24 protein-coding genes and 1 other RNA gene are annotated in these 24,186 nt (G+C 54.3%); 8 read left to right on the top strand and 17 right to left on the bottom strand.

Translation table 11 applies throughout. The annotated features are described in order from the left end of the window. The first annotated feature begins 664 nt into the window (after nt 1-664). The 5 genes from Q8W32_RS15735 to yeiP all read left to right on the top strand — a co-directional run bounded on the left by Q8W32_RS15735 (nt 665) and on the right by yeiP (nt 5,133). The gene (locus Q8W32_RS15735; RefSeq protein ID WP_303432046.1) at nt 665-1,105 is read left to right on the top strand and encodes a TerB family tellurite resistance protein; all 441 of its coding nucleotides are present in this window, start codon (nt 665-667) and stop codon (nt 1,103-1,105) included. Further along, nucleotides 1,102-1,953 (top strand): DNA replication terminus site-binding protein, encoded by an 852-nt coding sequence (locus Q8W32_RS15730; RefSeq protein WP_305415600.1) that lies wholly within the window; start codon nt 1,102-1,104, stop codon nt 1,951-1,953. The genes Q8W32_RS15735 and Q8W32_RS15730 overlap by 4 nt, the downstream gene beginning before the upstream one ends. A 148-nt stretch (nt 1,954-2,101) precedes the next feature. Further along, nucleotides 2,102-2,920, top strand: coding sequence for an exodeoxyribonuclease III (xthA, locus tag Q8W32_RS15725; RefSeq protein WP_305415599.1), 819 nt, complete (start codon nt 2,102-2,104; stop codon nt 2,918-2,920). 167 nt (nt 2,921-3,087) lie between these two features. After that, complete coding sequence (locus Q8W32_RS15720) at nt 3,088-4,455, top strand: TIGR03862 family flavoprotein (RefSeq protein ID WP_305415598.1); 1,368 nt, start codon at nt 3,088-3,090, stop codon at nt 4,453-4,455. Nucleotides 4,456-4,560: 105 nt separating this feature from the next. After that, nucleotides 4,561-5,133, top strand: a complete 573-nt coding sequence (yeiP, locus tag Q8W32_RS15715) for an elongation factor P-like protein YeiP (protein ID WP_305415597.1) — start codon at nt 4,561-4,563, stop codon at nt 5,131-5,133. A gap of 241 nt (nt 5,134-5,374) precedes the next feature. On the opposite strand, the gene Q8W32_RS15710 is transcribed toward yeiP, so the two are convergent. The 9 genes from Q8W32_RS15710 to ybfE form a co-directional block, all read right to left on the bottom strand. Continuing rightward, a complete protein-coding gene (locus Q8W32_RS15710; RefSeq protein WP_305415596.1) occupies nt 5,375-5,782 on the bottom strand; it encodes a hypothetical protein in 408 nt (135 codons plus the stop codon). A 3-nt stretch (nt 5,783-5,785) separates the two neighbouring features. After that, nucleotides 5,786-6,226, bottom strand: a complete 441-nt coding sequence (locus Q8W32_RS15705; RefSeq protein WP_303432040.1) for a YcgN family cysteine cluster protein — start codon at nt 6,224-6,226, stop codon at nt 5,786-5,788. Further along, nucleotides 6,223-6,507, bottom strand: coding sequence for a YcgL domain-containing protein (locus tag Q8W32_RS15700; protein WP_303432039.1), 285 nt, complete (start codon nt 6,505-6,507; stop codon nt 6,223-6,225). Before Q8W32_RS15700 ends, Q8W32_RS15705 begins: the two co-directional genes overlap by 4 nt. A gap of 34 nt (nt 6,508-6,541) precedes the next feature. Further along, nucleotides 6,542-7,690 (bottom strand): ribonuclease D, encoded by a 1,149-nt coding sequence (gene rnd / locus Q8W32_RS15695; protein ID WP_305415595.1) that lies wholly within the window; start codon nt 7,688-7,690, stop codon nt 6,542-6,544. Nucleotides 7,691-7,735: 45 nt separating this feature from the next. Next, nucleotides 7,736-8,284, bottom strand: coding sequence for a toprim domain-containing protein (locus Q8W32_RS15690; protein ID WP_303432037.1), 549 nt, complete (start codon nt 8,282-8,284; stop codon nt 7,736-7,738). Beyond that, nucleotides 8,284-8,610, bottom strand: coding sequence for a YbaB/EbfC family nucleoid-associated protein (locus Q8W32_RS15685; RefSeq protein ID WP_305415594.1), 327 nt, complete (start codon nt 8,608-8,610; stop codon nt 8,284-8,286). The genes Q8W32_RS15690 and Q8W32_RS15685 overlap by 1 nt, the downstream gene beginning before the upstream one ends. Before the next feature lie 46 nt (nt 8,611-8,656). Next, the gene (gene dnaX, locus Q8W32_RS15680) at nt 8,657-10,744 is read right to left on the bottom strand and encodes a DNA polymerase III subunit gamma/tau (protein WP_305415593.1); all 2,088 of its coding nucleotides are present in this window, start codon (nt 10,742-10,744) and stop codon (nt 8,657-8,659) included. A 78-nt stretch (nt 10,745-10,822) separates the two neighbouring features. Next, nucleotides 10,823-10,919: signal recognition particle sRNA small type (ffs, locus tag Q8W32_RS15675), an RNA gene on the bottom strand. 139 nt (nt 10,920-11,058) lie between these two features. Beyond that, nucleotides 11,059-11,328, bottom strand: coding sequence for a LexA regulated protein (gene ybfE, locus Q8W32_RS15670; RefSeq protein WP_303432034.1), 270 nt, complete (start codon nt 11,326-11,328; stop codon nt 11,059-11,061). 164 nt (nt 11,329-11,492) lie between these two features. On the opposite strand from ybfE, the gene Q8W32_RS15665 reads away from it, so the two are divergent. Next, entirely contained in the window at nt 11,493-13,889 is a 2,397-nt protein-coding gene (locus tag Q8W32_RS15665; protein ID WP_305415592.1) for a Lon protease family protein, read from the top strand. A 274-nt stretch (nt 13,890-14,163) separates the two neighbouring features. Here the strand turns inward: Q8W32_RS15665 and Q8W32_RS15660 are convergent, their stop codons facing one another. Together Q8W32_RS15660 and Q8W32_RS15655 are read right to left on the bottom strand one after the other, a co-directional pair. Beyond that, nucleotides 14,164-14,628, bottom strand: coding sequence for a DMP19 family protein (locus Q8W32_RS15660; RefSeq protein WP_303432032.1), 465 nt, complete (start codon nt 14,626-14,628; stop codon nt 14,164-14,166). Nucleotides 14,629-14,845: 217 nt separating this feature from the next. Continuing rightward, entirely contained in the window at nt 14,846-15,793 is a 948-nt protein-coding gene (locus Q8W32_RS15655) for an alpha/beta fold hydrolase (protein ID WP_303432031.1), read from the bottom strand. A gap of 266 nt (nt 15,794-16,059) precedes the next feature. On the opposite strand from Q8W32_RS15655, the gene Q8W32_RS15650 reads away from it, so the two are divergent. Then, nucleotides 16,060-16,239 carry a hypothetical protein gene (locus tag Q8W32_RS15650; RefSeq protein WP_303432030.1) on the top strand — a complete coding sequence of 60 codons (180 nt, stop codon included), beginning with the start codon at nt 16,060-16,062 and terminating at the stop codon, nt 16,237-16,239. An 18-nt stretch (nt 16,240-16,257) separates the two neighbouring features. Here Q8W32_RS15650 and Q8W32_RS15645 read toward each other — a convergent pair whose 3' ends face one another. The 4 genes from Q8W32_RS15645 to Q8W32_RS15630 all read right to left on the bottom strand — a co-directional run bounded on the left by Q8W32_RS15645 (nt 16,258) and on the right by Q8W32_RS15630 (nt 20,291). After that, nucleotides 16,258-16,875, bottom strand: coding sequence for a tRNA-(ms[2]io[6]A)-hydroxylase (locus Q8W32_RS15645; RefSeq protein ID WP_305415591.1), 618 nt, complete (start codon nt 16,873-16,875; stop codon nt 16,258-16,260). Continuing rightward, entirely contained in the window at nt 16,872-17,288 is a 417-nt protein-coding gene (locus tag Q8W32_RS15640) for a thioesterase family protein (protein ID WP_303432028.1), read from the bottom strand. The genes Q8W32_RS15645 and Q8W32_RS15640 overlap by 4 nt, the downstream gene beginning before the upstream one ends. A 251-nt stretch (nt 17,289-17,539) precedes the next feature. Then, nucleotides 17,540-18,337 (bottom strand): 5'-3' exonuclease H3TH domain-containing protein, encoded by a 798-nt coding sequence (locus Q8W32_RS15635; protein WP_305415590.1) that lies wholly within the window; start codon nt 18,335-18,337, stop codon nt 17,540-17,542. A gap of 55 nt (nt 18,338-18,392) precedes the next feature. Then, nucleotides 18,393-20,291, bottom strand: coding sequence for an ABC transporter ATP-binding protein/permease (locus Q8W32_RS15630; protein WP_305415589.1), 1,899 nt, complete (start codon nt 20,289-20,291; stop codon nt 18,393-18,395). 243 nt (nt 20,292-20,534) lie between these two features. Here Q8W32_RS15630 and Q8W32_RS15625 point away from each other — a divergent pair, with 243 nt between their 5' ends. Continuing rightward, a complete protein-coding gene (locus Q8W32_RS15625; protein ID WP_303432025.1) occupies nt 20,535-21,248 on the top strand; it encodes a TorF family putative porin in 714 nt (237 codons plus the stop codon). A 91-nt stretch (nt 21,249-21,339) separates the two neighbouring features. Here the strand turns inward: Q8W32_RS15625 and Q8W32_RS15620 are convergent, their stop codons facing one another. Both Q8W32_RS15620 and Q8W32_RS15615 read right to left on the bottom strand, forming a co-directional pair. After that, nucleotides 21,340-21,816: a nuclear transport factor 2 family protein gene (locus tag Q8W32_RS15620; RefSeq protein WP_305415588.1), complete on the bottom strand. Its 477-nt coding sequence runs from the start codon at nt 21,814-21,816 to the stop codon at nt 21,340-21,342. Between the two features lie 111 nt (nt 21,817-21,927). After that, entirely contained in the window at nt 21,928-23,907 is a 1,980-nt protein-coding gene (locus Q8W32_RS15615) for a transglycosylase SLT domain-containing protein (RefSeq protein WP_305415587.1), read from the bottom strand. Between the last annotated feature and the right edge of the window lie 279 nt (nt 23,908-24,186).

Genomic DNA, 24,186 nt, shown 5'->3' with positions numbered 1-24,186 from the left:
ATTACTACTCCAAACGACATACCTCACTAAATATTTTGTATACAAGCCATCTGCAAGAAAATAACTGACAAAAACCAACGGTCGCTGATTTTTAATGACACTAATTCACAATCAGCTGTTCATAAAAACACCAACCCTTTCTTTAAAAATATAATATTTTTTTGACAATATTTAAATCAAGAGCAACACCATTATATTTCGTTTGGAATTCATGGTATAAAATCAATATTCAATTCCAACCGACCCCCTTTTAATCAAAACAGGGCCATAAATACAATCCTGTCCATATAAAATAATTGTTCAATAATCATGATTATTTCAAACATTAACAAGAAGACAATCATTAATACCATTGCCATGACCATTTCCAATAACATCACTCATTGCCCACTGAGGTCGATCATCAGAATAACCAGCAGAAATAAAGAGAAAATCATGAATACATGCACAACCTGACGCCTGATTCCCTCTCTATCATCCGCTTGTCCTCCCGGTCGCTTTGACACACCGCCGTGAGCTTGCTAAAAACAGCCATCATTAACCGGAATAACTCACGATACTCGTGACGAGGGAACCTGAACCGGGTGATCCGCCTCCAAGAGGCAGAGCATGGTTCCACGACCTGCCGATACAGAGCACCCCGCATACCCCCAAGAAGGCTCAGATGCTAAACAAACTGCTCCAGCTATTCACTGAACATGCCCCGTCAGGCACCGACAAACACACACTGGATCTCTCCGCCGCCGCCTTACTGGTGGAAGTCATGAAAGCGGATCACCGCATCGATGCCAGCGAGCGCAACGAGCTGGGCCGGGTACTCAAAGAACTGTTCCAGCTCAGCGATGAGCATATCCGCGCGCTACAGCAACAGGCCGAGCAGGCCAGCGCCCAGGCTTCCGACCTGTTTCAATTTACCGATGTGGTCCACAAACATTTTTCGGTAGAGCAGAAATTTGATTTGCTGACCGGCCTCTGGCGTATTGCCTACGCCAGCAATGGTCTCGACAAGTATGAAGAACACATCATTCGGCGTATTGCCGAACTGCTGTATATCCCCCATGGTGAGTTTATTCGCGCCAAACTGCTGGCCAGACCAACACTGTGATTACTGAACTCGTCTCCCGTTTTGAAGATCTCCAACAGGTGTTAGCTCAGCTGTCGGAACATCTAACCCAAACACAACCGGCACATTGGTTGCCCCTGCAAGACAGCGAAATCGCCCTGGGCCTGAAACCCTTGTCGCTGGCCACCGACTTGCTGACCGACCTCTGGTATCGCGATCAGCAAGATGGCCGTGAAACCCGCTCCCGCCATGGTTTGATCCTTGCCGATACGCGCTGTCGGACATTGATTACCGACATCAATCAGGCCAAGGATGATTTCCGCGCTGCAGTGCAGCTGGAAAAGCAGGATCTGCCACGCTGGAAAGAAAGCTATCGTCTGTTAGGTGAGCACCCCTCATCCTTGCGTAACAAGCTGGCAATTGCCGGTATGACACGCGTTCATCTGAAGCAGTGCTTTCGCCATATTCCACTGCTGGCACAGGCGCCACGCAAGGTTGGCTTCAGCTGGTACGTCAACGGTCGCAGTATCAAAAAGCTCACCCTGAGTCAGGCCGAAGCCCTGCTGCTTGAGCTGGGAGAACACAAACCGCATATCCAGATTCAGCTGCAGCGACTGGGGCAATTACCTCCCGCCACACGGTTGGCCCAAATCCAGACCCTGGCCCCCGTGGTTCGAGCCAATCTGGTGTATAACAACGGCGATGAGGTCATACGCAAGGCCATGAGTGTTTCCTTGCCGCTGTTTATCCCCGATACCCAGCCTATCCTGCCCGAACACAACCGCATCAGCTCCGAGCCACCTCCCGGCCGTACCCGCCAGGCACGGGGTGATCAGCGCATCAGTGACGAACCGTTTTTACCCAGTATTCGGGCTTACCTTTATCATTAACCGGTACACCTATCTGCACGTGTATCTGCACTCAGGCGTTAACCGTTCCCCCGCCAGATTACCGTTACAACGCAGATAGATGCCCAACAACCTGCTAGACTGCCGGCCTCTGCACCGGCACCGTTTTTGACAGCTTATGGATACTCCAATGACCACTATCGTCAGCTTTAACATCAATGGCATTCGCGCCCGTCAACATCAACTTGAGGCTATTCGGGAACAACTGGACCCGGATATTCTGGGCTTACAGGAAATCAAGGTACACGACGATATGTTTCCTCTGGCAGATATCGAAAGCCTGGGGTATCACGTTGAGCATTTTGGCCAGAAAAGCCACTACGGTGTCGCCCTGCTCAGCAAGCAAGCTCCCGTCTTTGTGCAAAAAGGCTGGCCATCGGACGACGAAGACGCTCAAAAACGACTGATTCACGCCCGCTATAACATCGGAGGCAGCACCATTGACGTACTGAATGGCTACTTCCCCCAAGGTGAAAGCCGTGCCCATGAAACCAAGTTTCCGGCCAAAGAAAAATTCTACGCCGACCTGATGCAGTATCTGAACGACAATTTCACCCCCGCCGACCGGGTGGTGGTGATGGGTGATATGAATATTTCACCGGAAGATACCGACATCGGTATTGGTGAACCCAATCGTAAACGCTGGTTAAAAACCGGTAAATGTTCCTTTTTGCCAGAAGAGCGCGAATGGTATCAAACCTTGTTGAACTGGGGACTGACCGACAGCTATCGTCATTTTCACCCCACCAGCAACGAGCAATTCAGCTGGTTTGATTACCGCTCCAAAGGGTTTGCCGATACCCCCAAACGCGGCTTGAGAATCGACCATATTCTGGTTACTGAGCCATTGCTGGCCAGCTGTGATGAGGTCGGTATCAGCTACGCTATTCGGGGTATGGAAAAACCTTCCGACCACGCACCAATCTGGCTCAAGTTAACATCCAGCTGATCACTCACTATTTGCGCTCTTGAGCTCTTTCGCGCTACACCAAGCCACCCTGCGCCGTCGCCCGAATAACGGCACGGGATGGCTGAACCCCTTGATCATCGCCGCCACTATCCCCGCGTTTTGTATCCACTATTCCCTGTTCCCTGCCTGCTACCGGAGCCTTATTTGTGACCACCCCGACCACTGCTGATATTCCTTTGCCACAGACCGCAGCCATTATTGGTGCCGGGCCGGCCGGATTGATGGCAGCAGAACAAATCGCCAGTCGTGGCTACCAGGTCGAAGTCTTTGATGCCATGCCCAGTGTGGCGCGCAAGTTTTTGCTCGCCGGCATCGGTGGCATGAATATTACCCACGCGGAAGACTACCACCACTTTGTCAATCGTTATGGCAGCGCCAGCCGCTGGCTCCAGCCCATCCTGGACGACCTCACGCCAACACAACTGCGCGAATGGATCCATGGCCTTGGCATCGATACCTTTGTTGGCACCTCGGGGCGGGTTTTCCCGTGTGATATGAAAGCAGCGCCCTTGTTACGTGCCTGGCTCCATCGCCTCAAAGCCCAGGGAGTGGTATTTCATCCACGCCACCGCTGGACTGGCTGGGAGAACAGCCAGGCACAACTCCCTGTGGGCGCATCACAAGCATGGTGTTTCGACACCCCGGACGGCACGATACAACGGTCGTTCGATGCGGTGGTGCTGGCTCTCGGCGGAGGCAGTTGGGCCAGACTCGGCTCCGATGGCCGCTGGGCACCCTGGTTACAACAGCAACAGGTCGATATCGCGCCCTTGCAACCCAGCAACTGCGGTTTTGATGTGGCCTGGAGCGATTTTCTCAAAGAAAGATTTGCCGGTACGCCAATCAAGCATATCCAGCTATCGCTGACCGATACCCAAGGCAAGCACTGGTCACGCACCGGTGAGTTTGTGGTCAGTGAATACGGCATTGAAGGCAGCCTGATTTATGCTCTCAGCGCCCCTCTGCGAGAGCGTTTGAAGCAGGCCAGCGCCAACCCCGATACAGCAGGTACAACAGGTACAACAGGCCAGTCACTGCTGACACTGGACTGGCTGCCTCATTCATCACTAGCAGACATCGAACAGAAATTACGCCAGGGTAAAAAAGGCCTGTCCTTTGCCAACCTGCTGCGCAAAAAACTCAATCTGCCTGCCATCACCAGCACGCTATTACGAGAATGCTGCCCGCAACTGGATAACCGCGACATCCCTGCCGTTGCCAGGGCACTCAAAGCCATGCCATTAACGCCCCAGCAACCACGCCCCATCAACGAAGCCATTAGCAGCGCCGGAGGGGTGCAGGCCAGTGCCGTCAATCCTCAACTGATGCTGAACGCCATGCCAGGCGTCTTTGTTGCCGGGGAAATGCTCGACTGGGAAGCTCCCACCGGAGGCTATCTGCTCACCGCCTGTTTTGCTACCGGCAAGCGCGCCGGATGCGGTTTGGCAGACTGGCTGGCAACCTCTGCCAGCCCAAACAACCCGCCCCGGCATTTGCTTCCAGAACAGCCATAAACGTTTGCAGCCTCGTTTTTCCGCGGCTAACAGCGTATAGTCGCGCCTCTCAGATTGGGCCCCTGCGCCCCAGCATGCGGACATCATCAAGAGGATTCAGCAGTCATGCCAAAAGCGAGTGAGATCAAGAAAAACGCCGCCGTCGAATACAACGGCCGAGTGTATTTTATCAAGGATATTGAGCGCTCTGTGCCACAGGGACGCGCCGGCGGTAGCCTGTATCGTATGCGAATGTACGATGTGGTGAGTGGTCAGAAGATAGATGAAACCTTCAAGGATTCAGACATGCTGTCGTTTGCCGACCTGACCCGTCGTCCAGCCATGTTTTCCTACGTCGATGGTGACGCCTGGGTCTTTATGGATAACGAGGATTACACCCCTTATTATCTGGACAAGACGGCCATTGAAGATGAGATCCTTTTCGTTAACGACCAGACCCAGGATGTACAGGTGATGGTGGTTGATGGCCAGCCGGTAGGACTGATTCTGCCAGCCATTGTTGAGTTGGAAATCGAAGACACCGAACCATCCATCAAAGGGAATTCGGCCACCGCCCGTACCAAGCCTGCGCGCCTGACAACCGGCCTGACGGTGCAGGTACCGGAGCATATTTCCACGGGCGATGTCATTCGTATCAACGTCGAAGAACGCCGCTTCCTGGGCCGTGCTGGTAAATAATACAGCAGGACCAGGTTAGCCGGTCAGCACTGCTGTCGCCACCGCTCATGGTGTAATGATCATGAGGTAACGACAGCCGTCACATACCTTTCTGCATTCCGTTCCGTTGCCGTTGACGGCCAACAAATGCCAGCCTGACAAACACTCAACCAGCCTTCAACCAGCCTTCAACCAGCCTTCAACCAGCCTTCAACCAGCCTTCAACCAGCCTTCAACCAGCCTTCAACCAGTCTTCAACCAACTAAACTACCGGCTCTCGGCGGGCATTTTTCGAAGTAGCCGATGTAGCCCCGGATTTTACTCCGGGCTTGGCCGCTGGATGCCGCAAACGGATAATCCAGCGCACCAGCACATACAGAATGCCGACCAATAACCCGACCAGCCACCAGATCAGGGCATTGTCAGTAATCTCGGTTTCATTGCTGAAGGCCGAAAACCCAGCCACCATAAACGCCGGCGCAAAATAGTCAGAGTCCGGGCTGATTTTGGCGGGCGACAACACCAGCACCGGCCCCAGTACCACCAACAGGTCGCGCAGGACACTGGCGGATGACATCCAGTAGAACATCATCCGCCAGCACCAACAGCCCAACAAGGCAAAACCAAGGTACAGCGCCCAACCGGTCATCGGGTCATAAAGGTTATCCATGCGTCATGCTTTCCAGATTATGTGGTCTTCCCAATCCTCTTCTGGCACCTGATCATCAGATACCCCCTTCCCTGCCAGAGAAATCCCTGCCGTATGCACTGAAGCTGGATCACCACTGATCAGCGGATGCCAGTCAAACAGTGGTTTACCTTCCGCTAACAGGCGATAGGCGCAGGTTTCCGGCAGCCAGAAAAACTGACTTGCCTGTTCTGGCGTCAGCCAGACACAGGTGGGTACTTTTTCTTGCCGTTGCTGATAAACACTGCAACGGCAATCGCTGGTGTCCATATAGCGACAATGGATATCGGTATAATAAACATCACCGCTATCTTCATCTTCCAGTTTGTGCAGGCAACAGCGCGCGCAACCATCACAGAGTGATTCCCACTCTGGCTTGCTCATTTCATCCAGGCGCTTGTGCTGCCAGAAAGCCGTCTGACTCATTCGTTATCCAATTTGCAAAACAGGTCAAGCTTGGCGCTTTCTTTCGGCGGTGGCATTTGCAGAAAAAACCCCTGGCTGTCAATTTGTTCCAGGATACGTTCACCGGAGAAGCGCGCCAGTTTTTTGTCTGGCGTGATGATCATGGTCATCGCCAGTTCTGGCTTGCCGAACTGTTCCAGCAAAGCCTCTGGTACTTTTTTTAATCCATCCTTGCGTGAGACGTATAGATAGGTCTCATCTTTTTTACGGCTTTTAAAGACATCGCAAAGTACTTTACTCATGTTCTCTTCCTGCAGTAGGTCGAGCCAGGTTGGCTCAGTGGCGGTTGTCCGCCCGGGTCATCATATCCAGCAAGGTGTCACCAATCTCGGCTTTACGCCAGCCCTGCAGTACATCAGGTAATACGTACTGGCCATTGCCCCAGCCCGAACGGATCAAGGCATCCAGCGCTTTTTTCCGGGTCAGTATTTCCGGTGGTATCTCCAGTTCGGCGGCGCGTTTGGCAACCACCTCTCTGGTGTTTTTCAGCCACTGCCCGGCTTCCGGAGTCAGTGGTCGGTCCAGCGCCACCGGCCAGAGCGCGGCATCATCTTCCAGCGCCTGACTGACAATGGCCAGCAGTGTTTGGCTGTCGTTGCGGATCATTTCAGGGCGCAAACCGGCACGCGCCAGCTGGTCGCGATTGTTTGGCTTGAAACGGGCAATATTCCAAAGGCTGTTATCATCAACCACCTTGTTACGGGGTACGTCACGCTCCCGCGCCTGCAACTCACGCCAGCCAACCAGTTCCTGCAAGATATGCTGCTCTTGCGGGCGCAGTTTCCAGGCCAGCTTGACCCGTCGATAATAGTCTTTCGGGATATCTTGCTGGCTCTGGTCATCAATGATGCGCTGACAGTCTTCTTCCAGCCAGCCCATACGACCCAGCCTGGTCAACTTTTCCACCAGCAGCGGATAGATTTGCCGCAAAAAGTAGACATCGGCAACGGCATAGCGAATCTGGTCCGGGCTGAGCGGACGCGCCAACCAGTTTGAACGGGTTTCTTCTTTATCGATATCAATATCCAGCAAGGCCGAAATCAAGCGCTGAAACCCCATCGAACCACCCAATCCAGCCATTGAAGCAGCCAGTTGACTGTCAGCCAGCGGACTGGGCAAGACTCCGGTCAGCTGGCGACACACTTCGAGGTCTTCGGCACAGGCATGAAAAACCTTGGTCACGGTGTCAGCCTGAAATACCTCGGCCAGTGGCTGCCATTCGGTCACACTGAGCGGATCAATCAGATAGCACTGCTGGCTGTCGGCTACCTGCAACAACCCGGCTTTAGGGTAAAATGTCGAGGTGCGGATAAATTCGGTATCGAGTGCCAGGAAGCCTTCATTCATCCAATCCTGACAGGCTTGTGCCAGTTGCAGGTTGGTAGTGAGCCAGACAGGTTCAGGCACTTGAGGGCTAGTCAACACATCTCTCCTTGGTTCAGCGCTGGCGCAGGGCGGCAAGGCTGAACACTAATCGGTGGCAGTGCTGTCGGAATCCGTCTCCGACCACTGCAAAAAGGGCACACCGGCCCGCTGGGCCAGTGTTTGCACGTAGAATCCGGTGGTACGTCCTTCGACTGACTCATCCAGACAGATGATCAGTCGTGACGGTTGTTGCTGCGGGTCACACAAACGCTGATACAGTGATCCCAACCCCAGTTGCTCCGGGCCAATACCCTCAACCGGTGACAGCAGGCCATGCAACACAAACCCTTGTGCCGCGGTATCGATGTCGGCCAACTGTTCGGGTTGAGCCAGCACCCATAAATCAGTACCGGCTTCGACCACCCCATCACATTGGCGGCATACGCTATTCACACTATAACAGCGGCACACCGGACAGAGTGCCACTTGTTGTTGTACCGTCGCCAGCGCCGCTTCAAGATCGGCAGCCAGCGCTGGCTGCAATACCAGCTTGCGTGCCATACGCGCGGCCGCCTTCGGCCCGATACCCGGCAATTGATCGAGACACTGCGCCAGCGCCAGCAGAGGTGCCGGGGTCGCACCGCGAGTGGCCATCAGAACGGCATTTTCATACCAGGTGGCAACCCCATACCAGCCGTCATTTTCGACATCTGCTCCTGGCTGTTGGTCTCGATTTTACGGACTGCGTCGTTCACTGCGGCAGCCAGCAAATCTTCCAGCATGTCTTTGTCTTCTGTCATCAGAGAGTCGTCGATTATGACGCGCTTGACGTCGTGACGGCCGTTCATGATCACGCTGACCAGGCCAGCGCCGGATTCACCGGTCACTTCGGCTTCTGCCAGCTTGGCCTGCATTTTTTGCATGTCTTCCTGCATTTTCTGGGCTTGTTTCATCAAGTTGCCCATGCCACCTTTCATCATATCGGTCTCCTTAAATAACGGGCCATTCCTGCCCGTCAGGGTTGTATTAGTCATCCAGTGGTCGGATGGTGCCGTCGACCACTGTGGCATTAAAGGTTGTCAGTATATGGCGGACCTGTTCATCCGTCTCGATGGACTGCAAGGCAATAAAGCCTGCTTCTGCAGCCAGCCGTTGGCGCCGTTGCTCTGGCGTCTCTCCTGCCGGGCTGCGCAAGACCATTTCGATACGGGCATCGGGAACCAGCGTTTGCAGCGCCTGTTCGATCCGTTGTTGTTGACCCGGATTAAACAGTGCCCCCTGCTGCGGATCAACATCAAAGCAATAATGGCCGTCGCGGATTTCGACCAGTGCACTGTTACGGGCAATCGACAAGGGTAACCCGGCCAGAGGCAAGTGCTCCAGCCACATCCACCAGCTAGCGGGGGTCAGCGGCGGTAAATCGGCCGGATTGGCGATCTCGCGCGGCACGGTTTTGGTCACAGCGGCTTTGGTAGCGGTTGGTGCCGCAGGAGCAGGTTCAAACGTCATACTGTGATCAGCAGGCGCATCCATCAAACGACTGAGATTACCTCCGGCAGCCGACGTGTGCGGCTTGGCAGCGGATATTGCTTCCGTCGGTGCAGGCTGGGCTGGTGCGGGTTTTACCGGCTCTGGCACCAGGGTTGCGGAAGGCGGTACGGCAGGCGGTGCGGCGGGCGGCAACGGTTCCGTGGCTTCCTCTTCTGACCAGGGAGGGGATTCCTGCTCAGGCTCAGCCGGACTGACGACGGGCGGAGCCACGGTTACGGGCACCGGCTCAGCGCCTGGTTCAGCCAGAGGCTCATCGGCCGCAAACGGCGTAGCTTGCGTATCGTCAACCACAGACGCCGCGTGTGTCGGCTCTGATTGTACTGGTTTTGGTTCTGACTGCCCGAGGTCAGACGGCTCCGTCAGTGGCTTTTTTTTTTGCGCCTCAATCAGGGCTGGTTGTGCAGGGCTGACCAGCGCCGAAGGACTGGACAGCGCCGAACCCAGATCCAGATTGGCCAATGCCTCCGGTAACTGCTCCGGCAGCGGACGAAACGCCAGCATGCGCAGCAACAGCATCTCAAATCCCTGACGCGGGTCTGGAGCCAGAGCCAGATCCTTGCGGCCACTGAGCGCAACCTGATAATAAAGCTGTAAATCTTCGCCGTTCATGGCCAGTGCCAGCGCCAGAATGGCATCGCGATCCCCTTGGGAATTTTCGATGGCATCCGGAACCACCTGAGCCAGTGCCGCTCTGTGCCAGATGGTCAGCAAGCCTTGCACGACCTCATCATAATCCGGGCCGTGCTCCGCCATTTCTGCCACTTCGGCCAATACGTCACGAGCGTTGGCCTTGGCCATGACTTCCGCCATTTTGAACAGCCGGCCACGATCCATGGTGCCCAGCATGCTGGTCACCTGGGTTTCCAGTACCGTGCCTTCACCAAAGGCAATGGCCTGATCGGTCAGACTGAGAGCATCACGCATGCTGCCCTGGGCGGCTCGCCCCAATTGCCAGAGTGCCGGTGGTTCATAACGGATGTTTTCTGCCTGCAACACGGTTTCGAGATAACCAACGATGCTTTCTGGCGTCATGTTTTTCAGGCTGAACTGCAAGCAACGGGACAGCACGGTGACGGGCAGTTTTTGGGGATCGGTGGTGGCAAGCAGGAATTTGACGTGAGCCGGAGGTTCTTCCAGCGTTTTTAACAGTGCGTTAAAACTGTGGGTCGACAGCATGTGCACTTCGTCGATCAGGTAGACCTTGAAGCGTCCACGGGTCGGTGCATATTGCACGTTATCGAGCAGTTCGCGGGTGTCCTCAACCTTGGTACGGGAGGCCGCATCCACTTCGATCAGATCAACAAAGCGACCTTCTGCAATTTCACGACAAGAGGAACACACGCCACAAGGTCGGGCGCTGATGCCCTCTTCACAGTTAAGGCATTTGGCCAGAATACGGGCGATGGTGGTTTTGCCCACACCCCGGGTACCGGTAAACAGATAGGCGTGGTGTAGTCGCTGCTCATTCAAGGCGTTGATCAGCGCTTTGAGTACGTGCTCCTGGCCGACCATTTCGTCAAAAAATCGCGGTCGCCACTTACGTGCAAGTACCTGATAACTCATGAAAAGCGGACTCTGCTAAAACAAGGAAGTCGCATGATAACGATTGGCGGGCAGGATGTCAGTGTTATTGGAGATGACTCCTGCCAGCCACACCCCGGCACACGAGTCGACTACTACCGTTGCTCCCTTCCGGGCCTGGCGGGGTTCGTAGCTTATCGTTGCGAGGGGACCAACAGGAGCCACCATAACGACCTGACTTTCGACAGGAGGACAAATCGTACAGATAACTTTTCGATATTTCAAGGAGTTAAAGCAAATTCATGCTAACCCGGATAACAGCCGGCGGTGTTCGAACATCTGACACACTCTGTTATTCAGAGATGCAACCACTGTTTTAATGCCAGATTGATAATATCCGCCCGGCTTAGGCCCAAATCATCGCAGGCCAAATCCAGACAATCAATCACATCCGCATCCACCTTCACTTCCAACCGCTGCAACCCACGTTCTTTATCACGCTGACGCTGAAAGCGCTTGTTAAAGCGACTCTGTGCCGTGCGATCATACGGGTTACTTTTCGGCCGCCCACGACGGGGAGTCGAAAACATATCAATCGTTGTGCGATCTTCGGGTTGAATGGACATAACAGATCCGACAGAAAAACGGCGGCATTATGCCGTCTTGGCCGCGAATTGCAACGTCATAGCGAACGATTACCCCTTTCCCGTCTATCATTGTAATGACAGACCTTGCCAAGGGCGACGCATCTCAATACTGTTGACTGCTTTCTTTGCTGAACACGTTACCGATGTCCGATACCCAAATTACCCGCTTATCCCCCGACCAACTGACCCAGGCAGTGAACACTGATCTGCTGGATTTTATCTCCACGGAAGAGCTTGACGCTTTCCATGGCGTCCTGGGCCAGGAACGCGCCGTCAACGCCATTCAGTTTGGCGTCGCCATGCAACGCCCCGGCTACAATATTTTTGTGATGGGAGATACCGGCACCGGCCGCTCATCCTATGTCCGGGACTACCTCAAAAGCGAAGCCAAACGCCAGATCACCCCTTCCGTCTGGTGTTACGTCAATAATTTCAGCAACCCCAGAGAACCCGGGGTTATTGAGCTGCAACCTGCAGAAGCCAATCAACTGCGCGATGATGTACGCCAACTGATTGACCAGTTGCTGGCGACCTTTCCGGCGGTGTTGGAACACCCGTCCTACCAGCAGAAAAAAGCTGCCATCGACTACCAGTTCAATCGCAAATACGACAAGGCCATTGAGCTGGTCGAAAAAGACGCCCACAAACAAGGGGTCGCTGTGTATCGCGATGCCAATGCCATCAGCTTTACTCCTATTCGTGATGGCAAGGCGCTGGATGAATCCGAGTTCGCCCAGCTGAACGAAGAAGAACGCGAACAGTTTCACGAAACCATCGCCACCCTTGAACAAATGCTTGGCGACCAGCTGTCCGAGCTGCCGCAATGGAAACGCGAAACCAGCGATCTGCTGCGCGCCCTGAACCAGCAAACCATCAGCGACGCCATCAAGCCTTTGCTGGTGCCGATCCGTGAACGCTTTGGCCATCACGACCGGGTTTCGGCTCACCTGAACGAACTGGAAGAGCACCTGCCACGGCTGGTACTGGAAGAACTGGTCGATGAGCGTCTGCTGGAGCTGCGCGAGGAATACGTCAAACGTAACCGGCTGGAAGAATCCCTGCTGCCCAATGTGGTGACGCACCACTCCGCCGATAGCGGCGCACCGGTGGTATACGAACCCCATCCCAGCTACGGCAACCTGTTCGGCCGGATTGAATACACCAGCGACCAGGGCGCCCTGGTTACCAACTATCAACGGATTTGCCAGGGTGCCCTGCACAAGGCCAATGGCGGTTATCTGATTCTGGATGCCGACAAGGTTCTGACCGAACCACTGGTATGGGATGCCCTGAAACGGGCGATACAATCCAAACAGCTGAAAATGGAATCGCCATATTCAGACATGGGGCTGTTCAACACCACCAGCCTGCTGCCCGCCACCATTCCACTATCGATCAAGCTGGTGCTGATTGGCTCACGTCAGGTGTACTACCTGCTGCAGCAATACGATGAAGACTTTAATCGCCTGTTTCGCGCCGTGGTCGATTTTGACAACGACCTGCCGCTCAACGACGACACCCTGTACGCCTACTCTCGCCTGTTAAAAAGCCGGGTCGAGGAACAAGGCTATGCCCATATGAGCCGCGATGCTGTCACCCGCATGGTGCGCTTCAGCGCCCGTCTGGCGGAACAGCAAGACTCCCTCAGCGCCCATATTGGCGAACAGTTCGACTTACTGGCCGAAGCAGACTTTATTCGCAAACTGGCACAAGACCCGGAAATCACCCCGATTCATATCGACCGTGCCTTACAAGCCAAGCAACAGCGCACCGGCCGGGTCTACGACAAACTGTTTGAACAGATGCTAGATGGAACCGTACTACTGGAAACCAGTGGTCGCGCTGTCGGCAAAATCAATGGCCTGACCGTAATGTCTTTGGGAGATACCAGCTTTGGTTCCCCCGCCCGTATCACTGCCACGGTTTACCCTGGTTCCAAGGGCGTGGTGGATATCGAGCGGGAAGTCAGTCTCGGCCAGGCGATTCACTCCAAAGGGGTGATGATCCTCAGCGGCTTCCTCGGCAATCGTTATGCCCAGAAATTCCCACTGGCGATCTCTGCCCACCTTGCCATGGAGCAATCCTATGGCTATATCGATGGCGATAGCGCCTCTCTGGCTGAACTGGTGTGCCTGATTTCAGCGCTGATCAATAGCCCGATTGAACACAGCTTTGCCATGACCGGCTCGATCAACCAGCATGGCGAAGTGCAGGCCATTGGTGGCGTGAATGAAAAAATCGAAGGTTTCTTCCGCTTGTGCTGCGCACGAGGACTCACCGGCGAGCAAGGGGTGATTATTCCGGCCTCCAACCGCCGCAACCTGATTCTGAATGATGACGTGGTACAGGCCGCTGCCGCTGGCAAATTCCATATCCACTGTGTCACCCATGTTGATCAGGCGGTGGAAATCCTGCTCTGCCGGGAAGCTGGTCAAGCCAACGACGATGGCGAATTTCCGGCTGGCACAGTGAATGGCGACATCATTGAACGGCTGAAAGCCATCTCCAGCATGGCCGACCAGACTAGCAGCAAAAAATAACCTCTCCTCTGGGTGCAGGGTGCAGGCAGGACACTTGTCAACGTGTTCCCTGTGCCCTGTGCCCTGTGCCCAGGCACTAAACAGCATCAAGCCCCAGGAACTACCGGGCATGAGACGCAGAAAAACAAAAACCCGCCGGGATACAGGCAAAAAGAAGGGAGCGAAAGAAACAAGAAAAACGAAAGAAGAAAAACAGACAGGATCAAAAAATCCGTAGCGTCAACCACACCACAAGAAAACTCAAAGCCGGAGCCTTGCCCCGGCCTGAGCGATACTAGCGAAAACTTTTTACATTGCGAGCAACAAAACTCAGGGTCAGGCCAACCAGGCTGTCACTGACCTCATAAAAGCGCTCATCCAGCTCTTCCAACTCATTCCGGTAATCGTCTTCCAGCTGACTGACCAGAGCACTGCGAGCGTCTTCATCTGCAGGCACCGCCCGATCGGGGAAAAGATCCAGCAACTCGTCGAATATCGCGTGGATGTCGCGGGATTTGACCCGCTCCAATGCAGCTAAAGTGTCTTCCGCCTGAGCGCCAACCTCATGGTGAAAAAACTGCACAAAACCGCCGTTTTCCATTTCTCTGAGCAGACTGTCGATACAAAAAACGGTTTTTTCTGCATCACTCAGGGACTCATAGCCCAAATCTGCTTCTTTATCGTAGATCACATCCGTGATCTGAAGAAATGAATCAGTCTCATCAGCAACGTCCAGCGCCGCCTGAATCTCCATGTTCATACGTCTAAACTCAGCACTCTCACAATTGAATTTCAGTCTGGCCAAGATAGCCCAAGCAATAGTATTTGCAAAGCCTTTACTGACTGTTTTTCCACCATATCCATTTGCTTTGCCAAACTGGGCGATTCTATCCGATCGATCAGTTTTTATTCAGCGATATGAACGCCTGATACAACACCATCAGCCTGTGCAGCAGACCTCCGCCACAAAGCAAAAATCAGAGCGTATCAATAGTGGAACACAACGCCACCATACGTCGCGCAGTTGGCTCGGGATGCTCCATCGGAAAACAATGATTACCCGCCACTGTCTCGACACTCATCAATGGATTAAGCCTGGCAGCCCGGCGCGCACCCGGTGCAATAAAGCTGAACCCCGTAGTGGCCACCAGCAAATGCACCGGCACCGTCATATTACGCACGGCACGCCATAAACCCAGGGGAGCAGAAGCAAAAATCAGCGCTTCCCACTGCGGCGCACACGCCAACTCCACGGCCCCGGTTCCTGCTCCTGCTGGCCGCAAACCGGTTGTTAAAAACCCGTTAAACGCCAGAGCGTGCCAGTCTTTGTACAACGATTTGCTACCCAGATACTCAGCCGCCGCCGCCGGCGATTCCCAACGGGCACGACGCGCTGCTGCGCGCCGCACCAAAGGATTGTGCCGCCACAAATGAGTCACTTGCAGCAGTTTCTGGGAACCAATCAAAGCGGGAGGAAAAAGTACAGGGTCCAGCAGAATCAGGCGTTGAAACAGATCCGGGCACTGTTCCGCCATCATCAACGTCAATATGCCACCCATGGAATGACCAACCCCCACAACTTCCGGCCGTGGCAGATGCCCGGAGTCGGGCAACAGCGTCCATTCCGTGGCAACCACCTGCTGGACAAAGTGGGTCAGATCCGCCGCCAGCAACCGCCAGTCCGGGAAACCCCGGTGAGCAGTCGGGGCCGATCCACCATGCCCTGGTATATCACTCAGCAGCAACGACCAATCCTCTGGCAGTGCATTCCCCAACGCCAACAACGACAAGCCACTGAAGCCATTTCCATGTAACAGGTGTAAGACAGGTTGGCCGACACTGCCCTGTCGCCAATAGCCACAAATCGAGCCGACCGTGACCTTTTTCCAACCTGTGACACCACACACTGTCATATTTTTCGGCATACTAATTATCATCCTGTTGAGACGAACCATGTCGCTCTGACACCACTGTCAAAAACACACGGGTCAGAATCTACTGCTACAAACTGGGCATTGATCAAACCAGCGCTGGACAAAACGCAGTAGACTGTTTGGCGAAGGATCAACGGGTAACAAGAGTTAGCGGGGCACAGTCTGCACACTATTTTCTCTACCACGATGCAGTACGGCCGGAGCACGCTATACATCAGATAGTTATTTCTGAAACGACCACATCAAAGGGAATCACAATGACCGCACCAGCTGTAACACGCGCACTTGAAGCTAACCGACGATTCACCGACCTGAAAGATGCTCAGGCCCGGTTATCCCAGGCTCAACGGGATTTTGACGCCAAGGTAATCAGTGAGGAGCAGTACCTCACGGTTACGGATGTCTGTCAGAAAATCATTCGCGCCTGTCGCGACTGAGCCACACCGACAGCACCATCAAGCAGCAGCCGGAATACCACTATGGAAGCGAAATTCGCTATCCGGCTGTTCTATCAATTCACCTTCCAGAGCGCGAAAAAATGCCACGCGCTCATCAATTGGCTCTTTGGCATATTGCTGTGCCAGGCCAAGATAATCCTGATAATGCCGCCCTTCAGAACGCAATAACGAGCGATAGAATTTTTCCAGCTGACTGTCGAGTAACGGCGCCAGCTTGGCAAACCGTTCACAGGATCGGGCCTCGATAAACGCCCCGATAATCAGCACATCGATCAGTTCGTGTTCGCCACCCTTGCGTACCGCCTCACGTAAACCGGCGGCATAACGCGACGACGATACATGGCGATAAGCAATACCACGCTCTCGCATAATGGCTATCACCTGTTCGAAGTGCAGTAATTCCTCACGCGCCAACTGGCTCATTTTTTTGAGCAAATCTTCCCGGTCCACATGCTTGTAGAGCAGGTTCATGGCCGTGGTGGCGGCTTTCTTTTCGCAGTTGGCATGGTCAATCAGCAGCGTATCCTGCTGCTTCAGGGCTTCCTCCACCCAGGCATCTGGCGTTGCACACGCCAGGAAGGTGTTAATCTCAGACAATACGTCGTCGAGTGTCATAGTCCATCCTCGATCATCTTTTCCAGAACGGCGCGCACCTTACCGGAAATGGCGATCGCTCGCTGGGTTTTTGCATCCATCAGACAGAAGGTGATCGTCGCGTCAGCCACCAGCTCTGTTGGCTCGCCGTTTTCCAGCAACATCACCTGCTGTTGCATCTGGGCGCTCTTGTTACCAATGCTGCCCATGCGCGTCACAATACGAATGACCTCGCCATCAAAGGCCGGACGACGGTAGGAAATATTGATATTGGCCACCACAAACGCCAGCTGGTCATCATCAATAACATCAAGAAAACGGTGACGATCAAAATAATCCCAGCGCCCTTCCTCCAGAAACTCCAGATAGCGGCTGTTATTCACATGGTGATAAATATCCAGATGGTAACCACGAACCTTGATATCCACTGACATACATATTTCCTCGATCGTCTCATCCAGTTTGGGCAACCAGACACCAAGCCTCGTTCATTGACAACTTGATACCCAGCGCCTTCAAGACATCGATTCTATGTAAACTGGCGCACACATTCAAACGATCGTTTGATTATTCGAGATAATTCCCTCGCGCCATCCTGTGTTCAGGTTTATTTTTCAAGATGTGTTCAATATGCGAACCAGAAAACCGTAACGGCCAACAGATGAAAACCCAATCAGGGCAACAGCTAGAACGCCTCGGCATCCTGTACCTGAAAACGCAGATCATGCAGATTGATACCCAGTGGCATATCGTCACTCAACCGTGCCAGCTCCCGCGTCAACAAAGCTTGCTGCCAATGCGTCTGCAAGCTGTCGACGATACGAGGCGTCACCCCGGCCAGCTCAGACAACTGCCCCAAAGCAATCAATATCCGGTCCAGACGCTGACAATGATCCAGTAATTGTGCCGCCGTTTTGGGGCCAATACCGGGGACGCCAGGCAGATGATTGGTGGTATCTCCGGTCAAGGCCCAAAAGTCCACCAGCTGGCCCGGCCGCAAGCCATAACGGGCATAAACCGCCGCTTCGTCCAGTAACTGCCGGTCAAAATGATTGGCGACCCGGATACGGCTGTTCACCAACTGGCAGAAGCCTTTGTCCGTTGACAGAATCACACTGGAGACACCCGCCAGTGCCGCTTTGCTGGCCAATGCTGCACAGACATCATCGGCCTCCCAGCCATCCTGGCGAAAGCAGTAGACCCCCGCCAGTTCCAGCTGATGACGCAGCATTTCCAGTCCAGCGTGCAGGGCCTCCGGCATTGGTGGCCGACCTTTTTTATAGTCTGGCCACAGCTGATGACGCCAGGTCTCACCATGATCTTCGAATACCATGGCAACATGGCTGCACTCCAGCCGGGCGGCATTACTGTTGATAATGGTAATGGCGCGACTGGCAGTCGCTTCCAGGGCGGCAGAGCTGTTTTCAACCGCGGCATAGACCCGGCGAATCAGATTCATGGCGTCGATAATCAGTAACTGCATGGATAGCTCTCCTTGCGTGCCATTGTCCATCCTGTTTGCTCAGGAGCGATTGTCATTATTTATCAGTACGCTTGTGCTTGGTGATCCCCACAGCCCGGGTATCGGCTTCAAGGTCGGTATGACTGTCGAAATGACTGTCGGGATTCAATGGCTGATGTTGCTGGGCCTGCCAGAGTGCGGCATACCGCCCGGACTGAGACAGCAGCTGAGTATGGCTACCCCGTTCAACCACGCGCCCGCCTTCCATCACCGCAATCTCATCGGCATCGACCACGGTCGACAATCGGTGGGCAATAATCAACGTGGTATGACCTTTCGAGACTTGCCGGATGGCATCCATAATGCCGCGCTCGGTATGGGAATCGAGCGACGAGGTGGCTTCATCAAACAGCATGATCGCCGGGCGTTTGAGCAACATACGGGCAATGGCGATACGCTGCTTTTCGCCACCGGACAGCTTTAGGCCGCGCTCCCCCACCACGATATGCCAGCCATCGTTATGCCGTTGCACCAGACTGTCGAGATGCGCCATGGTCAGTACCTGTTGCAGCTCCTCATCGGTGGCGTCCGGGCGCGCATAAAGCAGATTGTTTTTCAGGGTATCGTTAAACAGCACGGTATCTTGCGGCACCATGCCAAGCGTGGCCCGCAACACCGACTGCGGTAACTGATCAATCGGCTGGCCATCAATAAGAATCACCCCTGCGGAAGGGTCGTAAAAACGAAACAACAAGCGGGTCAGGGTCGACTTGCCAGCACCACTACCGCCAACAATGGCCAGGGTTTTACCCGCCGGAATGGTCAGATCCAGCTGATCCAGCACCTGGTGATCGTCCCGATAACCAAAACTCACCTGCCGGAAAGTCACTTCGCCACCCTTGAGATCCAGGACGGCAGTGCCGTTATCTTTCACCGCCGACTCTTCATCCAGCAGCTCGAACATACGTTCGATATTGGCCATGGATGCTTTTAGTTCACGATAGACAAAGCCAAGAAAATTCAACGGTAAAAACAACTGGAACATAAAAGCATTGATCAGGGTGAAATCACCAATCGTCATGGTGCCTTGCACCACATACCAGGCCGCAAACATCAGCATCGACATCATCGCGGTACTGATAATCAGCGCCTGCCCGGCATTCAGGCCAAACAAGGTGTAACGGTTTTTCTGCCGCGCCTGCTCCCACTCGGCCAGCGACTCGTCGTAGTGCTGTGCTTCCCGCGACTCGGCATTAAAGTATTTGACTGTTTCATAGTTCAGCAGGCTGTCGAGGGCACGGGCATGAGTGGTGGAATCCATACGGTTGGCCTCGCGTACATACTGCGTCCGCCACTCCGTCATGCGGAAGGAATAACCGACATAAACCACCACAGCCACCGCGGTAATCAGGGCAAATACCGGCGGATAATTAAACAGCAACAACCCGGTTACCATCAGCAATTCCAGCAGGGTCGGCAGAATATTGAAGACAATAAACCGTAACAAAAAGCTGATGCCCTGCAAGCCCCGTTCAATATCGCGTTGCAAGGCTCCGGTTTGACGATCCAGATGAAACGCCAGGCTCAACTGGTGCAAATGCCGGAACACCCGCAGCGCCATCCGCCGCATGGCCCGTTCACTGACCCGGCCAAACACCAGATCTCGCAACTCGCCGAACAACACACTCATCAGCCGCGCCAGACCGTAAGCCAGCAATAATCCCAGCGGAAACCACAGCCACCATTGCTCCTGCGGCACGCCACCAGACGGCAACTGATTCAGGGTATCGACCTGATGCTTGAGCAAAAACGGCATACCCACACTGGCCAGCTTGGCTCCCACCAGACACAGCAAGGCCACAACCACACGCCAACGAAACTCAAACAGATACGGCAACAGCGTTGTCAGCCAGTCCCAGCCCTTGCGGGAAGGGGGAACCGGGTCATAACCACGCGCCGATGAAAAGGATTTCATCCAGAAGGTGCTCTATAATTACGGTCGGAACGGCCACTGCCGAACCAACAGACAAAAGAATTGATCAGGCGGGAATTTACCACATCGTCGCCCACTTGCCGGAATTGCTTGCCGTATAGCCAGGTTCAAGCGAACGTCATCCGAAAACCGCAGTCAGAACACAACACCAGGGCGACAGACTGCGATTGATTCGCGTATGATAGCCGCCTTTGATTAGACCCAACCCAGAGAAAATACGCCACCATGCTGTCTGTACGCCGTATTGCCCCCCTGCTTGCTTGCACCGCTGCTGCTGCCATGACATCGACCAGCCACGCCGAACTCAGTGCCAATCTGGGACTGGTAACGGAATACCTGCGCGATGGAATCAGTGAAACCCGTGGTGAATACGCAGCCCAGCTGGGAGCAACCTATATACACAACTCCGGCCTGTATGGCGGAATCTGGGCCAGTGAACTGAAGCGTAATGACGATCACACGCACTCGGAATGGGACCTGTTTGCCGGTTATTCCCGCCCCATTAGCCACCACTGGGGCATCGACCTCGGCGTGATGCGCAACACCTTTCATGGCGATTGGGAAAGCAGCGAACAAAGCTACGGCGAAGGTTTTCTGCGCGCAACCTATAAGCAGGCATGGGTTCTGGGTGTACGCCAGACCAATAATTTTATGGGCAGCGAATTTGCCCGCCGGGTACTGGAAGCCTCATACACCCTCCACACCAGCAACTTCGATTTTGAATTTTACACTGCCCGCCATCGTTATCTCGGCTTTGATGACGACTATAACTTCGGCAGTGATTACCGCGATGACTACTGGCATTTCCGGGTCGGTGTCGAGCGTACTTACAAGCAATACGATTACCGCCTGACTCTGGAACGTACCAACCTGACCAGCGACTATGACGCCGGCACGACCTTCCAGTTTGGCATTCACCGCTATTTTGATCTCTGGTAAGCGCTGCTCCATCACTGCGATCACTACCGCAGTCGCTGATGATTCAAACAGCCAGCAAGCATCAGCGCCCTGACTGTTTGAACCACCGGCTTCAGGCCCCTTCGGGCATGCTGTGCCACCAGATCCTCGCCTCACGACAGGCATCAGACGAGAACGATGCTTCCAGCACGCCATCCAATACCATTCTGGGCAGCGGGTCTCCGGGCTTTCTGTCGGGCAAGCCGGTCCCTGTTGAACTGGCCCAGATTTGAAAAAGCTCTTCCGATGCTACTTGATAAGTAACGTGCCAATGCGCCATGCCCGTACCTTCCTGGCTGGCCAGAATCTCGAACGTGAGCTGAACATCCTCCTGTAATTGCACCCGCGTCCAGTACTCTGCCAGTTGCGCCCTGCCCACCTGCACCTGAAACGGCGTATTGTGGTATTTGCCGTCTTCGTGAAACAGCATGACAAACTTGTCCGGGCTGCGGGATTCCCAGGCTTCTTTGTAGCCCGCCATAAAACGCTGGATATTCATATTCCACTCCGCCAGATCGATGGATTCATAAAAGACTGGCAGTGTATTCACAGGCCGCAACCTGAAGCCAGTCAGTCGGTCAGACTGCCATCAACTTGGCTTCAATCAGCCCATACTTCCAACCACACAGGCCCTTGAAGACCAGCGATCCAACCCCAAGCCTTAATTCGGCGTATCGATATCAACGGCCTCGGCTTGCGGCTGATACGCCAACATCACCTGTTCATCCGGAGAAAACATCGCCACTTCCTGCCCTGCCCTCTGGGCATAAATCACCCGAAAGGCCAACACATTCTGCACATACTGGCGGGTTTCGGCATACGGAATGGTTTCTATCCAGACATCCAGAGGCAAGTGGCCACGCTCTTCCAGCCAGCGTTCAACTCGGTGTGGCCCGGCATTATAAGCGGCGCTGGCGTAAGCCCGATTACCATCAAAGCGCTGGAACATTTCTGCCAGATAAGCCGTGCCCAGCGCGATATTGGTTTCTGGCTGGAACAGCTGCTCTGCAGCCGCCAGTGGCACGCCATGTTTTTTGGCGGTCGTCCTGGCCGTAGCGGGCATCAGCTGCATCAGGCCACGAGCTCCTACCGGAGACTGCGCCGCTGGCTTGAAGGCACTTTCCTGACGGGCAATGGCTGTCGCCCAGGTCACATCGATCTCGTTTTTTCTGGCCTGAATCTCAAACAGGTCGGTGAACAACACCGGGAAACGGGCTTCCAGATAATTCCACTGGCGCTGGCGAATCGCATCCATAATGGCCCGGTGATGCCAGCCCCAGTCCAGGGAGAGCGCGACCATGTGTTGTCGTTTGACCGGTGCCAGACTGGCACGGGCAGCAAGCCACTCCCGTTCGGCATCCTTGTTCCGTTTCAACGCCAGCCACTCTTTGGCCCGCTGAATCGCCGGGACATTCTGTATCTCTGCGAGTACATCCGTATTGACGCTAAACGGCTGATTATTCAGATTAAAAGGCAGTTGTTGATGGGTCGCGGCCAGAAAACCATAAAACGAGCGCGATTGTGCCAGCTGGTTCCAGGTTTGCTCGACGGTTTGCATCTCTGCTGCCGCGCTATCGCCCGGTTGATTCTGCACCGCATTGGCATACCAGTATTGCCAGCGATCCGAGGCTTGCAGGTCAGCAGGCAAGGTATCAATTAACGTCAGTACACCGGTCCAGTCGATAATCTCTGCACCCAGAGCCCGACGCAGCCGGTATTCCGTCAACTCCGGATACTGATAGTCATAATCAAGACCAGCCAGCAACGCCGTCGCGGTATCGGTTTGGGAATAGGTCAACCATTTGCCGATATACACATCCAGCGGTGCAATCAGGGAGGAAGCTTCTGGCAATGTTGCCCGGTATTTCAGCCACTGCTGTGCCGCAGTCTCGGCCGACCGACGAGCCAGCGGCTGGAAATACTGTTCCAGCAAACGGCGCTGGGCCGGTTCCGGAAAGACCGACAAGTCCGCCGTCAGCGCCTGGTTCGGATGACTTGACAGGGTTTCATAGCGGCTCGCCAGAGCATTGGCATCGGCATCCATAAAACGGTGCAGATAGCGCGCCAGTCGCATATTGCCCGCCTGCGCGGCCAGCCAGTAACGTTTCGCGGCCATGCCTGCGGTTGGATTACCGTATTGACTCCACTGCGCAAACAGAGGATCACAGGCTGCCGGTTGGGATTTGGCAACCATCCACAACGAATCCGTCAGGGCCAACCCTTGCTCTTGCTGATCGGTTTGCAGATACGCCATGGCCAGATCACATTGATAGGCCGCTCCTTTTCTTGGCAAACGCTGATAGGCCGTAAGCCATTCTTGCCACCGCTCCTCCTTGGCCAGTTGCTTCAGCCAGGTATTTTGCAGATAAATACGGCGGGGAAACTGTGGGTAGCTGTCCAGAAAACGATTCACCTCAGCCTGGGTCAGGTGCTCCGGGAAACGCTGATAAACCTGATATTGCAAATACGGGTACAGTGCATAACCCTGTAATGGCTCAATCAGATCGGCCACTGCCTCATAGGGCACGGTGTCCAGTTGCTGTTCCACTTCAACGAATTGCGCACGCGCAGCAGCTTCCGCTTCCGGTGTTGGAATAGTGTCGGTGCCTTGCTCGGCGACCGCGCCAATGCTGTACAACATGATCAGCAAGCTTACAGAAAGGTGTCGTAGGGTCATTGAGCTTACTAATGTTAGTGAGTGGTATGGAAATCCTCATCCAATGATAGGTCAGGGTCAACCGTTTGTGAGACCCGCGGACATATTTATGCAAAAAAAAGAGAATGGCTCGAATCAGCCAGCCATGTGACGGCCTTATTTATCATTCTTGTATATTTTATGCACAAGGGGACATCCATTTAATCCTGCACGGCTCTGCGCGAGTGTTGCCGTTGTTCAGGGCAAGGCGACGAATGCAGCGAA

The sequence above is a fragment of the Oceanobacter sp. 3_MG-2023 genome (genome assembly GCF_030688925.1).
In the GTDB taxonomy this organism is placed as follows: domain Bacteria; phylum Pseudomonadota; class Gammaproteobacteria; order Pseudomonadales; family Oceanobacteraceae; genus Oceanobacter.
This window is presented reverse-complemented; position numbering and strand designations above follow the sequence as displayed.

What these genes read in the sequence shown, in the direction of transcription:
- Q8W32_RS15735 (WP_303432046.1), top strand. Translation starts at nt 665, where the DNA reads ATGCTAAACAAACTGCTCCAGCTATTCACTGAACATGCCCCGTCAGGC.
- xthA (WP_305415599.1), top strand. Translation starts at nt 2,102, where the DNA reads ATGACCACTATCGTCAGCTTTAACATCAATGGCATTCGCGCCCGTCAA.
- yeiP (WP_305415597.1), top strand. Translation starts at nt 4,561, where the DNA reads ATGCCAAAAGCGAGTGAGATCAAGAAAAACGCCGCCGTCGAATACAAC.
- Q8W32_RS15710 (WP_305415596.1), bottom strand. Translation starts at nt 5,782, where the DNA reads ATGGATAACCTTTATGACCCGATGACCGGTTGGGCGCTGTACCTTGGT.
- Q8W32_RS15705 (WP_303432040.1), bottom strand. Translation starts at nt 6,226, where the DNA reads ATGAGTCAGACGGCTTTCTGGCAGCACAAGCGCCTGGATGAAATGAGC.
- Q8W32_RS15700 (WP_303432039.1), bottom strand. Translation starts at nt 6,507, where the DNA reads ATGAGTAAAGTACTTTGCGATGTCTTTAAAAGCCGTAAAAAAGATGAG.
- Q8W32_RS15690 (WP_303432037.1), bottom strand. Translation starts at nt 8,284, where the DNA reads ATGGCCACTCGCGGTGCGACCCCGGCACCTCTGCTGGCGCTGGCGCAG.
- Q8W32_RS15685 (WP_305415594.1), bottom strand. Translation starts at nt 8,610, where the DNA reads ATGATGAAAGGTGGCATGGGCAACTTGATGAAACAAGCCCAGAAAATG.
- dnaX (WP_305415593.1), bottom strand. Translation starts at nt 10,744, where the DNA reads ATGAGTTATCAGGTACTTGCACGTAAGTGGCGACCGCGATTTTTTGAC.
- ybfE (WP_303432034.1), bottom strand. Translation starts at nt 11,328, where the DNA reads ATGTCCATTCAACCCGAAGATCGCACAACGATTGATATGTTTTCGACT.
- Q8W32_RS15665 (WP_305415592.1), top strand. Translation starts at nt 11,493, where the DNA reads ATGTCCGATACCCAAATTACCCGCTTATCCCCCGACCAACTGACCCAG.
- Q8W32_RS15660 (WP_303432032.1), bottom strand. Translation starts at nt 14,628, where the DNA reads ATGAACATGGAGATTCAGGCGGCGCTGGACGTTGCTGATGAGACTGAT.
- Q8W32_RS15655 (WP_303432031.1), bottom strand. Translation starts at nt 15,793, where the DNA reads ATGCCGAAAAATATGACAGTGTGTGGTGTCACAGGTTGGAAAAAGGTC.
- Q8W32_RS15650 (WP_303432030.1), top strand. Translation starts at nt 16,060, where the DNA reads ATGACCGCACCAGCTGTAACACGCGCACTTGAAGCTAACCGACGATTC.
- Q8W32_RS15645 (WP_305415591.1), bottom strand. Translation starts at nt 16,875, where the DNA reads ATGACACTCGACGACGTATTGTCTGAGATTAACACCTTCCTGGCGTGT.
- Q8W32_RS15640 (WP_303432028.1), bottom strand. Translation starts at nt 17,288, where the DNA reads ATGTCAGTGGATATCAAGGTTCGTGGTTACCATCTGGATATTTATCAC.
- Q8W32_RS15635 (WP_305415590.1), bottom strand. Translation starts at nt 18,337, where the DNA reads ATGCAGTTACTGATTATCGACGCCATGAATCTGATTCGCCGGGTCTAT.
- Q8W32_RS15630 (WP_305415589.1), bottom strand. Translation starts at nt 20,291, where the DNA reads ATGAAATCCTTTTCATCGGCGCGTGGTTATGACCCGGTTCCCCCTTCC.
- Q8W32_RS15625 (WP_303432025.1), top strand. Translation starts at nt 20,535, where the DNA reads ATGCTGTCTGTACGCCGTATTGCCCCCCTGCTTGCTTGCACCGCTGCT.
- Q8W32_RS15615 (WP_305415587.1), bottom strand. Translation starts at nt 23,907, where the DNA reads ATGTTGTACAGCATTGGCGCGGTCGCCGAGCAAGGCACCGACACTATT.